14 protein-coding genes and 1 pseudogene are annotated in these 14,356 nt (G+C 71.4%); 10 read left to right on the forward strand and 5 right to left on the reverse strand.

Annotation, left to right across the window (positions count from 1 at the left end):
- Positions 1–88: 88 nt before the first annotated feature.
- The 3 genes from ACFQU4_RS30275 to ACFQU4_RS30285 are packed head-to-tail and all read left to right on the forward strand — an operon-like array spanning position 89 to position 2,644.
- Positions 89–886, forward strand: coding sequence for a hypothetical protein (locus ACFQU4_RS30275; RefSeq protein ID WP_377499316.1), 798 nt, complete (start codon positions 89–91; stop codon positions 884–886).
- A gap of 44 nt (positions 887–930) precedes the next feature.
- A complete protein-coding gene (locus ACFQU4_RS30280) occupies positions 931–1,566 on the forward strand; it encodes a VOC family protein (protein WP_377499318.1) in 636 nt (211 codons plus the stop codon).
- Between the two features lie 19 nt (positions 1,567–1,585).
- Positions 1,586–2,644, forward strand: coding sequence for a histidinol-phosphate transaminase (locus ACFQU4_RS30285; RefSeq protein ID WP_377499320.1), 1,059 nt, complete (start codon positions 1,586–1,588; stop codon positions 2,642–2,644).
- 132 nt (positions 2,645–2,776) lie between these two features.
- Here the strand turns inward: ACFQU4_RS30285 and ACFQU4_RS30290 are convergent.
- The 3 genes and pseudogenes from ACFQU4_RS30290 to bla (ACFQU4_RS30300) all read right to left on the reverse strand — a co-directional run.
- A pseudogene (locus ACFQU4_RS30290) lies at positions 2,777–3,247 on the reverse strand (endonuclease domain-containing protein); the annotation flags it as partial.
- A 576-nt stretch (positions 3,248–3,823) separates the two neighbouring features.
- Positions 3,824–4,711, reverse strand: a complete 888-nt coding sequence (bla, locus tag ACFQU4_RS30295) for a class A beta-lactamase (protein ID WP_377499322.1) — start codon at positions 4,709–4,711, stop codon at positions 3,824–3,826.
- Between the two features lie 10 nt (positions 4,712–4,721).
- Positions 4,722–5,639, reverse strand: a complete 918-nt coding sequence (gene bla, locus ACFQU4_RS30300) for a class A beta-lactamase (RefSeq protein ID WP_377499324.1) — start codon at positions 5,637–5,639, stop codon at positions 4,722–4,724.
- An 81-nt stretch (positions 5,640–5,720) separates the two neighbouring features.
- Between bla (ACFQU4_RS30300) and ACFQU4_RS30305 the strand changes: the two genes are divergently transcribed.
- Genes ACFQU4_RS30305 through ACFQU4_RS30315 form a run of 3 tightly spaced genes read left to right on the forward strand, consistent with a single transcriptional unit; the run spans position 5,721 to position 8,010 of the window.
- A complete protein-coding gene (locus tag ACFQU4_RS30305; RefSeq protein ID WP_377499326.1) occupies positions 5,721–6,593 on the forward strand; it encodes a LysR family transcriptional regulator in 873 nt (290 codons plus the stop codon).
- Complete coding sequence (locus ACFQU4_RS30310; protein ID WP_377499328.1) at positions 6,590–7,471, forward strand: serine hydrolase; 882 nt, start codon at positions 6,590–6,592, stop codon at positions 7,469–7,471. Before ACFQU4_RS30305 ends, ACFQU4_RS30310 begins: the two co-directional genes overlap by 4 nt.
- A gap of 2 nt (positions 7,472–7,473) precedes the next feature.
- Positions 7,474–8,010, forward strand: coding sequence for an AAA family ATPase (locus tag ACFQU4_RS30315; RefSeq protein ID WP_377499354.1), 537 nt, complete (start codon positions 7,474–7,476; stop codon positions 8,008–8,010).
- A 2-nt stretch (positions 8,011–8,012) separates the two neighbouring features.
- On the opposite strand, the gene sigJ is transcribed toward ACFQU4_RS30315, so the two are convergent.
- Positions 8,013–8,891, reverse strand: coding sequence for an RNA polymerase sigma factor SigJ (gene sigJ, locus ACFQU4_RS30320; RefSeq protein WP_377499330.1), 879 nt, complete (start codon positions 8,889–8,891; stop codon positions 8,013–8,015).
- 78 nt (positions 8,892–8,969) lie between these two features.
- On the opposite strand from sigJ, the gene ACFQU4_RS30325 reads away from it, so the two are divergent.
- From ACFQU4_RS30325 to disA, 3 genes are all read left to right on the forward strand, one after another.
- A complete protein-coding gene (locus ACFQU4_RS30325) occupies positions 8,970–9,896 on the forward strand; it encodes an NAD-dependent epimerase/dehydratase family protein (RefSeq protein ID WP_377499332.1) in 927 nt (308 codons plus the stop codon).
- Positions 9,897–9,962: 66 nt separating this feature from the next.
- The gene (radA, locus tag ACFQU4_RS30330; protein WP_377499334.1) at positions 9,963–11,414 is read left to right on the forward strand and encodes a DNA repair protein RadA; all 1,452 of its coding nucleotides are present in this window, start codon (positions 9,963–9,965) and stop codon (positions 11,412–11,414) included.
- A 122-nt stretch (positions 11,415–11,536) separates the two neighbouring features.
- The gene (disA, locus tag ACFQU4_RS30335) at positions 11,537–12,607 is read left to right on the forward strand and encodes a DNA integrity scanning diadenylate cyclase DisA (protein WP_377499336.1); all 1,071 of its coding nucleotides are present in this window, start codon (positions 11,537–11,539) and stop codon (positions 12,605–12,607) included.
- A gap of 2 nt (positions 12,608–12,609) precedes the next feature.
- On the opposite strand, the gene ACFQU4_RS30340 is transcribed toward disA, so the two are convergent.
- Positions 12,610–13,188 (reverse strand): TetR/AcrR family transcriptional regulator, encoded by a 579-nt coding sequence (locus ACFQU4_RS30340; RefSeq protein ID WP_377499338.1) that lies wholly within the window; start codon positions 13,186–13,188, stop codon positions 12,610–12,612.
- A gap of 117 nt (positions 13,189–13,305) precedes the next feature.
- Between ACFQU4_RS30340 and ACFQU4_RS30345 the strand changes: the two genes are divergently transcribed.
- Positions 13,306–14,223, forward strand: a complete 918-nt coding sequence (locus tag ACFQU4_RS30345; protein WP_377499340.1) for an NmrA family NAD(P)-binding protein — start codon at positions 13,306–13,308, stop codon at positions 14,221–14,223.
- Positions 14,224–14,356 lie beyond the last annotated feature (133 nt).

Below are 14,356 nucleotides of genomic sequence, written 5' to 3' on the forward strand. Positions count from 1 at the left end.
CAGTCCAGTGCGTGCCTGGGCGTCGCTCGCTGCCGCCACCGTTTGACACCATCCTCCTAGGGTGGTCAGGCGGGCGTAGGCTGCCGCCGTGCCGGAAGTTCTGCTCCCCTTTCCTCGTGCGTTCGCCGAGTTCACCAACCCCGACGACGCCGACGAGGTGTTCCGCTGCGACCTGACCTGGTTGACGTCGCGCTACACCTGCATCTTCGGCCGCGGCTGCAAGGGGATCTACGCCGACCGGCCGAACGACGGCTGCTGCACGCTGGGCGCCCATTTCGCCGATGACGACGACGAGAAGCGGGTACGGAAAGCGGTCAAGCAGCTGACTCCGGAGCTGTGGCAGAACCACAAGGAGGGCCGCAAGCGCGGCTGGGTCGAGCTGGAGGACGAGGAGACCGTCGCCGCGGGCGAGAAGCCGGGACGCAAGACCCGGGTCTTCAACGGCGGCTGCATCTTCCTCAACGAGCCCGGCTTCCCCGGCGGCGAGGGCTGCGCGTTGCACCACCTCGCGGTCGGCCAGGGGCGGGACTTCCTGGAGACCAAGCCGGACGTCTGCTGGCAGCTCCCGATCCGCCGCCAGTTCCGTACCGTGGAGCGGGCCGACGACACCAGCTACACCGAGATCTCGATCGGTGAGTACAGCCGGGACGGCTGGGGCCCCGGCGGCCACGACCTGGACTGGTACTGCACCGCCAACACCGAGGCGCACGTCGGCAAGGAGCCGGTCTACCGATCGAACCGGCCGGAACTGGTCGCGCTGATGGGCCAGGCCGCCTACGACATGCTCGTCGAACTGTGCGCTGACTTCGAGGACAGACCCGGACGGGCGATGCGGCACGCGGCGGACCCGGCCGCGAAGGCGCCGCGCTCCCGGTCCCGGTCCTGACCCCGGTCCCGGGTCGGCCGGACGGCATGGACAGAATGACCCCCATGCGTCTGGATCATCTCTCGTTCGCCGCCGGGCCCGACGGACTCATGGGAACGACGGAGCTGTTGAGCCGGCAACTCGGCGCCGAATTCCACGACGGCGGATTCCATCCCCGGTTCGGCACCCGCAACCAGATTCTTCCGCTGGCCGACGGGCTCTACCTGGAAGTGGTCGAGGCGCTGGAGCACCCGGCGGCCGAGAAGGCACCCTTCGGGCAGGCGGTCCGGGCCCGGTCCGAGATGGGCGGCGGCTGGCTCGGCTGGGTGGTCGCGGTCGACGACCTGGCGCCGATCGAGGCACGCCTGGGCCGGAAGGCGGTGCCCGGCAACCGGCGACTGCCCGAGGGCGAGGAGCTGCAGTGGCAGCAGATCGGGATCAAGGGGCTGCAGGCCGACCCGCAGCTGCCGTTCTTCATAAAGTGGCTGAGCGACTCCGAGTCGCACCCGTCGGTCGGCGGCGGCGACATCCGGCTGGTCAAGCTGGAGATCGCCGGAGACCCGCACCGGGTGGACGAGTGGCTCGGCGGCACCGCCGACCACATCGTCGACGGGCTGGAGATCGCCTGGAACGCGCCGAACGGTCAGCCCGGGATCGACGCGGTCACCTTCCACACCCCGGCCGGACCGGTCCGGATCTGATCATGGTCGGTTTCCGATCATGAGCCGGTTCGTCCGGCCGGAGCTGGCGGCGCTGCCGGCGTACGTGCCCGGCAAGCCGGCGCCGGTCGGACCCGGCGGCGTGTCGTACAAGCTGTCCAGCAACGAGAATCCCTTTCCCCCGCTGCCCGGCGTGCTGGCCGCGGTCGCGCAGGCCTGTGCCGGGATGAACCGCTACCCGGACATGGGCAACACTGCGGTGATCGAGGCGACCGCCGCCCGGCTCGGTGTCGACCATGATCAACTCGCCTTCGGTACCGGCTCGTCCGGCGTGCTCTATCACCTGATCCAGGCGACCTGTACGGCCGGCGACGAGGTGATCATCGCCTGGCGCAGCTTCGAGGCGTACCCGATCGCGATCAAGCTCGCCGGCGCGACGCCGATCATGATCCCGCTCGGCCCCGGCACCGTCCATGATCTCGACGCCATGCTCGCCGCGATCACGCCGAGGACGAAGTTGATCATCCTCTGCACGCCGAACAACCCGACCGGCCCGGCGATCACGCACGACGACCTGAGCCGCTTCGTCGAGTCCGTGGCCGGGCGGGCCCTCGTGGTGGTGGACGAGGCGTACGTCGAGTTCGCCGCGGCACCGCCCCGGACACTGGAGTTGATCAAGGACGGGGCGCCGATCGTCTCGCTGCGCACCTTCTCCAAGGCGTACGGCCTGGCCGGGTTCCGGGTCGGCTACGGCATCGCCGATCCGGCCCTCGCGGCCGCGGTCCGCAAGACCGCGATCCCGTTCGGGGTCTCGCTGCCGGCGCAGGCGGCCGTGGTCGCCTCACTGGAAGCAGAGAAGGAACTGCTGGACCGGGTCAAGCTGATCGTCGAGCGCCGGGACGTCATGCTGGCCCGGCTCCGCGAGATCGGCCACGACGTCCCGGACAGCCAGGCCAACTTCGTCTGGCTCCCCCTCGGCGACCGGACCGGCGCCGCGGTCGACACGTTCAGCCGAGCCGGCCTGATGGTCCGCGGCTACGGCGACGACGGCCTCCGGATCACCGTCGGCGAACCGGAGGCCTGCGACCTGGCCGTCGAAGTCGCCGCCGCCTTGCCCTGACCCGGCGGATCGGCCGAGTGTCACAAATCTGCAATGCAACGCCCCGGAAGTCGCCGAAATCGGCTTCGGCGAACCGTTGCATTGCAGATTTGTGACAGGTCGGGTCAATCGGCGCCTGGTGAGGGTGCGGCGGATCGTTTGGAGGACCCAGTCGGGATCTTCGGTGAGATGCGGCCAGGTGAAGTGCAGGACGGTCCAGCCGGAGGCCGCGAGGTCGGTCCACTTGTGCCGGTCGCGATGGAACTGTTCCTCGGTCCGATGGAGCTCGTAACCGTCGACCTCGATCGCGACCCGCACGTCGAGGAACACGAGGTCGACCACGCAGCGGTGCTCGCCGACCCGGATCGTGACGTTTCCTTCCCAGCCGTCGATCCGGGCCCTTCGGAGCAGTTCGTGCAGGGCGCGTTCCGCGGTCGACCCGGGCCGGCGACGCGATGTGTTCAGCCAGCGGCGGCGTAACTCGTTGTTGCGGCGGCGCGCGGTCTGGACGAGCGCGTCGTCGAGGCGGTCGAGGGTGAGGAGCCGGGTACGCGGGACGCGTTCGATCGCAGCGCCGTAGTCGGTGAGGGCGAGGGCGGTCAGGGGCGGCCGCCCGGATCCCATTGACGGTACGGACCAGCGGCCGGGGATGGTCTCCTGCACGAGCTCGAAGCCGGGCAGCGCGGCGCGTTTCCCGGGAGCGCGGCGGTGATCACCGGGACCCGGGAGGCCGGGCCAGAACGTCAGTTGGGTGGCCCAGCGGGTCAGGACGAGGGCGTCGTCCCAGGCGGCAAGCACGCCGGGTCCCGACGTCGAACCGGTCGAGCGATTCGGGTGGGGCCAGCACAACCGGCAACGTGGTGATCAGTCGGCCACTGAGCCGCAGCCCCGCGGGTCAGGACGAGGCCGTCGTCCTAGGCGGTGAGCGCGCGGATCCGGACGCCGAACCGGTCGAGCAATTCGGCGGGGCCAGCACGCCCGGCGGCACGGTGATCAGTCGGCCGCGTTCGACGAGTCGGTGCGGGGTGCGCCGGTGGTCGGGTGCCGACGCAGGGCGATCACGCCGTCGCCCTGGGTGAGCAGGATGTGGAGGGGATCCGTACCTGCGTACTGGCACTGTCACAAATCTGCAATGCAACGCCTCTCCAAAGCCGATTTCGGCAAGATCCAGGCCGTTGCATTGCAGATTTGTGACACGCCCTACCCGAGGACCCGGGCGCAGTGGTCGGCGACCTCGGCGAGCGGGGCGTCCAGCGGATCGGCGTCGGGCTCGGCGGCGCTGGTCAGGCAGCTGATCAGGATCGGGTCGCCGGACGGGGTCCAGGCGACGCCGACGTCGTTGCGGGTGCCGTACTCGCCGGTGCCGGTCTTGTCGGCGAGCCGCCAGCCCGGCGGCAGGCCCTTGCGCAGCGTGTTGTCGCCGGTCCGGTTGGCCAGCATCCAGTCGACGAGCCGGCGCCGCTCGGCGGTACGGAGCCCGTCGCCGACCAGCAGCCTGGCGTAGGTCCGGCCGATCGCTTGCGGGGTCGTCGTGTCGATCAGCTGGCCGGGCTGCCAGGCGTTGAGTTGCGGCTCCCAGTGGGTGAGTCCGGTCTCCTCGTCGCCGAGGCAGCGGGCCAGCCGGGTGATCGCGGCCGGGCCGCCGATCAGCTGGAGCAGCCAGTTCGCACCGGCGTTGTCACTGTCGCGCAGCGTCACCTCGCAGATCTCGGCGTTGGTCGGGGCGTAGCCCTGGTCCTGCCACTCCTGCAGCCGGACCGCGTACCCGGCACCGGCGACCAGCGACGGCGGGTAGTGGGCGCGCCGATCGAGCACCTTGCGGTCCGGGGTGATCAGGTCACCGCGGAGTACGGCGGCGACGGCGAGGGTCTTGAACGTCGAGCACATCACGAACCGCTCGCCGGCCCGGTGGGACAGCTGGCGCCCGGTGCGCAGATTCGTTGCGTACAAGCCGATCCGGCGGTGGTAGGCCGATTCGATCTTGGTCAGCGGGCCGGACTCCGCGCGGGCCGTACCGGCGACGGCACCGAGGGTCAGGGCGGCGCCGCCGGCCAGCGCGGCCCGTCGGGTCAGTCGGGTGTCACCCATGATCAACTCCTCAGCCCAGTTGTTCGACGCAGTGGACGAACGCCTCGGTCAGCGGCTCGTCCTTCCGGGTCGCCTCCGGGTCGTCGGCCCGGGTCAGGCAGCTGACCAGGATCGGGTCCTTGCGCTCGTTCCAGGCGATCCCGACGTCGTTGCGGGTCGCGTAGCTGCCCGAGCCGGTCTTGTCGGCGAGGGTCCAGCCTTCCGGCAATCCCTTGCGGAACGGGGGATCCGCGCGGTTGCCGAGCAGCCACCCGGTGATCGTCTCGCGCTCCTTGGGCCGCAGTCCGCGGCCGAGGATGAGCTCCGCGTAGCTGGTGCCGAGGGCCCGCGGGGTGGAGGTGTCGAGAACCTGGCCGGGCTCGTACTCGCTCATGTCCGGCTCCCAGCGGTCCAGCCGGGTCACCTCGTCACCAAGATCACGAACGAACCGGGTCACCGCCGCCGGCCCGCCGATCGCCTGCACGACGAGGTTGGCCGCACCGTTGTCGCTGTCCCGGACGGCCACCTCGCAGACCTCGGCGAAGGTCGGGACGTAGCCCTCGGCGAACCACTTCCGGGTGTACGGGGCCCAGACGTCACCGGCGACCAGCGACGGCGGATAGTGCACCGGACGCCGCTGCGCGTGCCGGTCCGGCGTGACCAGCCGGCCGTCCAGCGCGGCCGAGACGGCGAGGGTCTTGAACGTCGAGCAGAGCGCGAACCGTTCGTCCGGCCGGTGCGACAGCTCGCGTCCGGTGCGCAGGTTCTTGGCGTACAGCCCGATCCGCCGGTCGTGCTTCGCCTCGAGCGCCTCGATCGCCGAGTCTGCGCGGGCGGTCCCGGGCAGCGTGACGGCGGCGGCGAGGGCGGCGGCGCCGGCGAGAACGGTCCGCCGGGCGAGCGGCCGGCCGGAGGCTGACGGGTTGAGGTCCGTTGAGTTCAGGTCCATGGCGGCCAGGGTTCCCGGGCATCGGCCGGGACACCAAGACACCGTGCAGCCGATCGATGTCGAATGCGTATGGTTGCCCGCATGGATCTGGTGGAGGGGCTGCGCTGCTTCGCGGCCGTAGCCGCCGAACGCAGCTTCACCCGCGGCGCGGCACGCTGCGGCCAGCCCCAGCCGGTGGCGAGCCGGCGGATCTCCGCGCTCGAACAGCGGCTCGGCGTCACCCTGCTGCTGCGCACCTCGCGCCGGGTCGAGCTCAGCCCCGAAGGCGAACGACTGCTTCCGCTGGCCGGCGAACTGCTGGCCCGGGCCGACCGGATCGAGACCCTGTTCACCGCGCCGGAACGGAGCCTGCTGATCACCGTCCCGGCCGGCCTGACCGCCGCCGCACGGGCCGCGATCCGGCGCGGGCTGCCGGGGCTGACCGTCGGCTTCGTCGACGAGGAACCCTCGGCCCGGGAGGAGTTGCTGCGGGCCGGCCTGGCCCAGCTCGCGGTGCTGCCGACCTCACCGCAACAGGCCGAGTTCACCGTTCCGCTCGGCGTCGCGCACCATGATCACGACCCGGCGGCACGGTTCCACCTTGATCAACTCCGGCGCCCGGTCCGAGAGCGGGACCTGCCGCCGCGCGCGGTCCAGGTGCTGGCCGAGGACGACGTACCGACGGTCCGGGACCCGATCGCCGAGGCCTGTTTCGGGCTCGGGCTGCGCGCCGACCAGGTCGTCGTCGGCACCCCGGAGACCGAAGCCTGGACCCGGGTCCACGAGCGCGGCGACGTGGTGCTGGCCGCGGCGGAGCAGGCCCGCCGGGAAGGTCTGGCCTGGTCGCCGCTGGCCCGCCCGGAGGTACGGCGGAGCTACCGACTTGCCGGTTCGGCGGACCTCGATGATCATGATCGGGTGGAGCTGATCACCAGACTGGCCGCGGGCCTCGGCGGCCGAGGACGTACCCGATGATCACCCAGCAGGCAGCCCTGATCGACGAGGTGCAACGGGACTGGCGGACCGCCGGACTGCAGGGTTCCCTGCTGGCCCGCAACCTGATCACCGGGGTCGAGTTCGGGTTCGACACCGGCGTGGTCTGGCCGCTGGCCTCGGTGATCAAACTGCCGATCGCGCTGGTGATCCTGGACGCCTTCGAGCGCGGTGAACTCGACCCGGCGGAGCCGTTCGAGATCGCGCCGCAGCATGCCACCAGCGGGCCGACCGGGGTGTCCCTGTTCCGGCACCCGAGCCGGATCGCCGCCGAAGACCTGCTCCAGCTCAGCCTCGCGGTCAGCGACAACGCGGCCACCGACCTGCTGCTGGACCGGTTCGGCCTGGCGAAGGCGAACGAGCGGCTGACCGAGCTGGGCTGCCCGGAGTTGATCATCCGGCACCCGATGGCGGCGATCTACGGTACGGCAGCGGCCGTCACCAGGATCGGCGCCGGCCTGGCGAAGGCCGGCCAGACCCGGGACGGCCACCTGATCGAGGAGCTGGACCCGAACCGGGCCAACGCCGGCACCGCCCGGGCCCTGGTTGACCTGCTGGACCGGGTCTGGTCCTCGTCGATCGCGACGCCGGCCGCCTGCGCACGACTGCGCGGCGCACTGGGCCGCCAGTTGATCATGCACCGACTGGCCGTCGAGCTGGCCGCCGACGACGTCGGGCTGTTCACCAAGACCGGCACCTTCCTGGACCTGCGGCACGAGGTCGGCGTGGTGCAGCTCGGCGACGACCGGATCGCCGTCGCCGCCCTGACCCGCTCCGACGTCGCCGCGTTCGTCCAGCTGGAGGCCGATTTCGCGATCGGCCACGCGGCCCGGCTGGCCGTCGACGCGGTCCGGAGTTGATCATGAAACAGTGCATCGTCCTGCTCTGCGGACGTACGTTCTCGGGCAAGAGCACGGTCGCCCAGCAGCTCGCCGAGGGACTGCCGGGCATGATCATCAGTCTGGACGCGATCAACGCCGAGCGCGGGCTGTGGGGCGGCGACGGGATCCCGATCGAGGAGTGGTCCCGCACGATGGAGCTCGCCCATGATCGGGTCGGCGAGGCGGTTGGGCACGGCGCGACGGTGATCATCGACGACACCAGTTCGCCGGCGTTCCTGCGGGACCGCTGGCGGGAGCGGGCGGCGGCGCTGGCCGTACCGCTGGTGCTGGTGTACCTGAAGATCGACGAGGCGATCCTGCGGGAACGGTTGCACCGGAACCGGGCCGAGCCGAGCCGCGGCGATGTGTCCGACGCCGTGCTGACCGAGCACCTGGCGTCGTTCGAGCCGCCGACCGAGGCCGAAGCGGCGCTGGTCGTCGAGGAGTCGACGGAGCCGGCCGCGCTGGTCGCCGCGGTCCGGGACGCGCTGCAGGCCGCGACCGAGCGCCCGCGCTGAGCTCAGGGCGCCAGGGCGTCCAGGTCAGCGAGCGGGCCCAGGTGGCGCAGCTTGTCGTGGTTGATCACCGAGCGGAAGGCGACGACCCGGCCGTCGGCGATGTCCAGGCTGAGCACGTTCACCAGGGCGCCGTCGGCGGTCCGGACCAGCGCGCCCGGGGTGCCGTTGATCTCGGCCGGCTCCAGGTGGACCTGCAGCCGGTCCTGCTGGCGGAGCAGCCCGCCGAGGAAGCGGGTCACCTGCAGCTTGCCGATCACCGGCTGCTTGATGCCCCAGCCGTTGCCGCCGCCGTCGCCGTGGAACACCACGTCGTCGGCGAGCAGCCGCACCAGCCCCGCGGTCTCGCCGCTCTCGAAGACCCGGAAGAACTCGGCGGCGACCTCGGCCCGGCGCTGCGCCGACACCTCGAACCGCGGCTGGTTGGCCTGGACGTGCTTGCGGGCCCGGGACAGCAGCTGCCGGCAGCTCGCCTCGGACCGGTCGATGATCTTGGAAATCTCCGGGTACGGGAAGTCCAGCACCTCACGCAGCACGAAGACCGCCCGTTCGGCCTCGGTGAGTTGTTCCAGCAGGGTCAGCACGGCCAGCGACAGGGCGTCCTTGGTCTCGGCGTGCCAGGCGCCGTCCTCGGTCAGCAACGGCTCGGGGATCCACTCGCCGAAGTACCGTTCCCGCCGCACCCGCGCCGACTTCAGCTGGTCGATCGCGATCCGGGTGGCGACGGTGGTCAGGAACGCCTTCGGATGCCGTACGTCCTCGGCCTGCAGCGACCTCAGGAAGGTCTCCTGGACCACGTCCTCGGCATCCGCGGCGCTGCCGAGCATGTGGTAGGCGATCGAGAAGATCAACGGCCGGTACTCGGCATAGTGCTCCTGGTCCATGTTTCCTCTCCCGACCTGTCACAGCCTCGCCCGGACCCTCGTCTCAGAGGGCGATCAAGAGTCTAGGGAGGAACGAACATGAAGGTTCTCGTGGCAGGTGCGACCGGCGTGGTCGGGCGGCGACTGGTGCCGATGCTGCTCGACCAGGGACACGACGTGGTCGGGCTGGTCCGGAGCAGCCGGGCCGACGACCTGGCCGACCTCGGCGCCGAGATCGTCGGAGTCGACGCCCTGGACTCCTCGGCCGTGCTGGAGGCCGTACGCAAGGCAGAGCCGGACGCGATCATTCACCAACTGACCGCACTCAGCGGCGCCGCGATGCGCAACTTCGACCGCGGTTTCGCCCGGACCAACGAGCTCCGGACGACGGGCACCGACAACCTGCTCGCGGCGGCGAAAGCGGTCGGGGTCGGCCGGTTCGTCGCGCAGTCGTACACCAACTGGACCAACGACCCGAACGGCCCGCCGGTCCAGGACGAGGAGGCCGGGCTCGACCCGAACCCGATCCCGACCCAGCGGGAGACCATGGCCGGGATCGCCTACCTGGAACGGGAAGTCCCTGCGGCCGGCGGCGTGGTGCTGCGGTACGGCAACTTCTACGGGCCGGGCACCCACTTCAGCCCCGGCGCCGAGTACGAGAAGCTGATCCGCTCCGGCAGCTTCCCGATCATCGGCGGCGGCACCGGGATCTGGTCCTTCACCCACGTCGACGACGCCGCCGGTGCCGCGATCGCCGCGCTGGATCACGGTGCACCCGGGATCTACAACGTCGTCGACGACGAGCCGGCCCCGGTCGCCGAGTGGCTGCCGGTGCTGGCCCGAGAGCTCGGCGCGAAGCCGCCGCGCCGCGTCCCGACCTGGCTGGGCCGGCTGCTGGCCGGTCCGGCGGTGGCCCATCTGTCGACCCGGGTCCGCGGCTCGGCGAACGCCAAGGCGAAGGCCGAGCTCGGCTGGACGCCCCGCTACCCGAGCTGGCGGGACGGCTTCCGGGACGGCCGCGGCTGAACCTCTCCGGCGCCACCCGGCCGGATCGACGGCCGGGTGTCAGCGCCGGGCTCTAGGTTGTCGTTCATGGCGAAGTCAACCTCCCGTCCGGCGTACCGCTGCACCGAGTGCGGCTGGACCACGGCGCGCTGGGTCGGCCGCTGCGGCGAGTGCCAGGTCTGGGGCAGCGTCGTCGAGGACGGCGCACCGAAGGTGTCCAAGGTCGCCACCTCGCGACCGACCGCGAAGGCGATCCCGATCTCCCAGGTCAACGCCGACGCCGCGACCCGGACGCTGACCGGTGTCGGCGAGCTGGACCGGGTGCTCGGCGACGGACTGGTACCCGGCGCCGTCGTGCTGCTCGCCGGCGAGCCCGGGGTCGGCAAGTCCACCCTGCTGCTCGAGGTCGCCGCCCGCTGGGCGAAGGCCGGGCGCCGGACGCTGTACGTGACCGGCGAGGAATCGGCGGCCCAGGTGCGGCTGCGGGCCGGCCGGACCGACGCCCTCGCCGACGAACTCTTCCTGGCCGCCGAGAACGACCTGGGCACCGTGCTCGGCCACATCGAGGAGGTCGCGCCGTCGCTGCTGGTGCTGGACTCCGTGCAGACCATCGGCATGGCCGAGGCCGACGGCTCCCCCGGCGGCGTCAGCCAGGTGCGCGAGGTGACCGGCGCGCTGGTCCGGGTCGCGAAGCGCCGGGACATGGCGGTGATCATCGTCGGCCACGTGACGAAGGACGGCGCCATCGCGGGGCCGCGGCTGCTGGAGCACCTGGTCGACGTCGTGCTCGCGTTCGACGGCGACCGGCACTCCGGATTCCGGATGGTCCGGGCCACCAAGAACCGGTTCGGCCCGGCCGACGAGGTCGGCTGCTTCGAGATGAGCGAGAGCGGGATCGTCGAGGTGTCGGACCCGTCCGGATTGTTCACGTCCCGGCACGACGAGCCGGTGCCCGGCACCTGCATCACCGTCACGATGGAGGGCCGCCGGCCGCTGCTCGCCGAGTTGCAGGCCCTGGTCGCGCCGTCCTCGCTGCAGGTGCCCCGGCGCACCATGCACGGCGTCGACTCCGGCCGGCTCGCGATGGTGCTGGCCGTGCTGGAGCGCCGCGCCGGAGTCAGCCTGGCCCAGCGCGACGTCTACGTCTCCACCGTCGGCGGCGCCCGGGTGACCGACCCGTCGGCCGACCTGGCCGCGGCCATCGCGGTCGCCTCGGCGGCGATCAACGCCAAGGCCGCCGTCGGCACGGACGCCGCGCCGCGCTACGTCGCGATCGGCGAACTCGGGCTGGCCGGCGAGCTGCGCCGGGTCCCCGGCACGGACCGCAGGCTGGCCGAGGCCGCCCGGCTCGGCTTCTCGGACGCGATCGTCCCGGCGCAGAGCCGGCGCGCCGCGGACCGGATGCCGAAGCTCGTCGCGGGGCTGCGGGTGCACACCGCGTCGACGATCGGCCAGGCGCTGCAGGCGCTCGACCTGGTCCGCCGGCCGCGGTCCGTCGAGCCCGTACCGGAGCGGCCGGGTCCCGTCCTGCTCCGCTGACCGCCGACGACAGGCCGTACGGGTTGGAAACTCGAGATGACCCCGCCATTACTATGGGCGCCAGCCTTGGCCTGCCGGGACGCGGGTATCGGAAGACAAAGCAGACGGACGGGGATCGAAAAGTGTCGGAGTCGCACGACCCGCAATGTCGCCTGTCGGCGTACCAGGCGGAGCTGGCGCCGGGGACGCCGTTGCGGGAAGGATTGGAGCGCATCCTGCGCGGGCGGACCGGTGCGCTGGTCGTGCTCGGGGTCGGCCGCGACGTCGACCGGATCTCGACCGGCGGATTCGATCTCGACGTCGGGTTCACGCCGACCGCACTGCGCGAGCTGGCCAAGATGGACGGCGCGATCATCTACGACCCGGAGAGCAAGCGGATCGTCCGGGCCGGCGTCCACCTGATGCCCGACCCGGCGATCGAGACGGTCGAGACCGGCACCCGGCATCGGACCGCCGAGCGGGTCGCCCGCCAGACCGGCTGCGCTGTTCTTTCGGTCTCGGCGTCGATGGCGACGATCACGCTGTACCTCGACTCGCACCGGCATCTGGTCGAGCGGTCGGAGCAGATCCTGTCCCGGGCCAACCAGGCGCTGCAGACCCTCGAGCGCTACAAGGTACGGCTCTGGGAGGTGACCAGCCGGCTGTCCGCCCTCGAGGTGCAGGACCAGGTCACCGTGCGCGACTTCGCGCTGGTGGCGCAGCGGCTGGAGATGATCCGCCGGCTCACCCTGGAACTGGACCGGTACGCGATCGAACTCGGCACCGACGGCCGGATGCTCACCCTGCAGCTGCACGAACTCGGCGGCGGCGTCGAGGACCTGCGCCTGCTGCTGGAACAGGACTACCGGCCGCCCGGCAACGAGGACTGGGCCGGGCTGGTCGGGCTGACCGCGCTCGGCACCGCCGAACTGCTGGAGCCGCTGGCCGTCGCCCGGGCCGTCGGCTTCACCCCGCACGAGCACCTGGACACCAAGATCAGCCCGCGCGGCTACCGCCAGGTCGCCCAGATCCATCGGCTGCCGGCCGCCTTCGGGCATCGGCTGATCGAGCACTTCGGCAGCCTGCAGGCCCTGTTCGCCGCGAGCACGGCCGAGCTGCAGGAGATCGACGGCGTCGGCGACAGCCGGGCCCGGGTCATCCGGGACGGCCTGGTCCGGCTCGCCGAATCCGCCTACACGGAACGGATGGACTGAGCTCAGGCCTCCGCCGGGTCGATCGGGCTCACCCCGGCCACGACCAGCTCGAACAGCCGGCTCGCCTCGGCGGCCGGATCGGTGTGGTGCGCGGTGGCCAGCGCGATTCCGACGATCACCGTGATCAAGTCGCCGATCGTCACCCCGGGCGCCACGGCGCCGTCGGCCCGGGCCGACTCGATCAGCGGTGTGCCCGCCTCGCGCAGGGCACCGGCGCAGGAGTTCTCGTAGACGGGGTCATGATCAAGTTCCTCGTACGACAGCGCCGTGGCCAGGCCGCGCGCGGTCACGCAGTAGGCGACGACCTCCCGGAGCCAGGTCAGTAGCACGGTCCGGCTGTCACCGGTCCCGGCCAGATCCCGGGCGCGGTTCGCGAGATCCTCGATCCGTTGCCGGGAGACGGCCTCGAGGAGCGCCTGGCGGGTCGGGAAGTGGCGCCGCACCGTGGCCGAACCGACTCCCGCGGTGCGGGCGATCTGCTCGAGCGACGCCTCCGCGCCGTGCGCCGAGACCTCCTCCTCGGCGACCGCCAGGATCAGCGCGTAATTGCGCCTGGCATCCGCACGCCGATGTTCGGGCACCGTCACACCTCCCTTGCCAGACCCTCCGTTGATAAATGGCGTGGTCCGCCATATTGTATCCAGACAGGAAACGGCGGACCCCGCCGTTTTGAGTCCGTACCCCTTCGGAGGAGAACCGTGTCCACATCTGCCGCACCCGTCCTGGTCACCGGCGCGACCGGCCGCCAGGGCGGCGCCACCGCCCAGGCCCTGCTGGCCGCGGGCGTTCCGGTCCGCGCTCTGGTCCGCGATCCCGCCCGTGCCAAGGCCGTCGAAGCCGCGGGCGCCGAACTCGTCACCGGTGACCTGCACGACCGCGAGTCCCTGGACCGGGCCGTGCAGGGGGTCCGGGCCGTGTTCTCGGTGCAGATGCCGGGCGTGAACGCGGCGGGCTTCGACTTCGCGGGCGAGGTGACCCAGGGCGTCAACCTGATCGAGGCCGCGCGGGCCGCCGGGGTCCCGCAATTCGTGCACACGTCGGTGAGCGGAGCCGGACAGCATCGCACGACGCCCGGCTGGACCGAGGACCGCTGGGGATCGCTGGTCCCGAGCCTGACCGCCAAGACCGAACTGCAGGACCGCTTGCGTACCGCGGGCTTCGAGCGCTGGACGCTGCTGAAGCCGGGCTTCTTCATGGACAACTTCCTGCCGTCGATGCGGTACATGTTCCCCCGCGGCATCGAGGGCGGCCTGGTGACGGTCATCAAACCCACAACGCGCCTGTCGCTGGTGGCGACCTCCGACATCGGCGCCGCCGCGGCTGCGGCGATCCTCGACCCGGACCGGTTCGATCGGGTCGAGCTGGAGCTGGCGAGCGACTACCTGCCGATGACCCGGATCGCCGAGATCCTGTCCGGCGCGCTCGGCAGCCGGGTCACCGCACCCGACCTGATCGAGGCCGAGGCCGTCGCGGCGGGGATGCCGCCCATGGGTGCGTCGATGGAGTGGATGAACGTCGCCGGCCAGCCGGCCCGGCCGGAGTTCGCCCGCGACCTCGGCATCCCGGTGACCTCCTTCGAGACCTGGGCCGGGAGCCGGTTCAGCGCCGCCGCCTGATCTAGTTGTGATGTCCAGGGACGTTGTTGCGTGACACGGGTTTGATCTGGCGATGGGGAAGGCCTCCCGGGGTGAGAGTGGAGCTGTCTAGGAACCGCTTCACGTCCAGGGAGGCCTTCATGGTCCACGCTAA

It is taken from the genome of Microlunatus sp. GCM10028923 (genome assembly GCF_042666975.1).
Lineage (GTDB): Bacteria > Actinomycetota > Actinomycetes > Propionibacteriales > Propionibacteriaceae > Microlunatus.

Bases quoted from the DNA above. Each gene is read 5' to 3' on its own strand.
- ACFQU4_RS30280 (WP_377499318.1), top strand. From the start codon at position 931: ATGCGTCTGGATCATCTCTCGTTCGCCGCCGGGCCCGACGGACTCATG.
- ACFQU4_RS30285 (WP_377499320.1), top strand. From the start codon at position 1,586: ATGAGCCGGTTCGTCCGGCCGGAGCTGGCGGCGCTGCCGGCGTACGTG.
- bla (WP_377499322.1), bottom strand. From the start codon at position 4,711: ATGGGTGACACCCGACTGACCCGACGGGCCGCGCTGGCCGGCGGCGCC.
- bla (WP_377499324.1), bottom strand. From the start codon at position 5,639: ATGGACCTGAACTCAACGGACCTCAACCCGTCAGCCTCCGGCCGGCCG.
- ACFQU4_RS30305 (WP_377499326.1), top strand. From the start codon at position 5,721: ATGGATCTGGTGGAGGGGCTGCGCTGCTTCGCGGCCGTAGCCGCCGAA.
- ACFQU4_RS30310 (WP_377499328.1), top strand. From the start codon at position 6,590: ATGATCACCCAGCAGGCAGCCCTGATCGACGAGGTGCAACGGGACTGG.
- ACFQU4_RS30315 (WP_377499354.1), top strand. From the start codon at position 7,474: ATGAAACAGTGCATCGTCCTGCTCTGCGGACGTACGTTCTCGGGCAAG.
- sigJ (WP_377499330.1), bottom strand. From the start codon at position 8,891: ATGGACCAGGAGCACTATGCCGAGTACCGGCCGTTGATCTTCTCGATC.
- ACFQU4_RS30325 (WP_377499332.1), top strand. From the start codon at position 8,970: ATGAAGGTTCTCGTGGCAGGTGCGACCGGCGTGGTCGGGCGGCGACTG.
- radA (WP_377499334.1), top strand. From the start codon at position 9,963: ATGGCGAAGTCAACCTCCCGTCCGGCGTACCGCTGCACCGAGTGCGGC.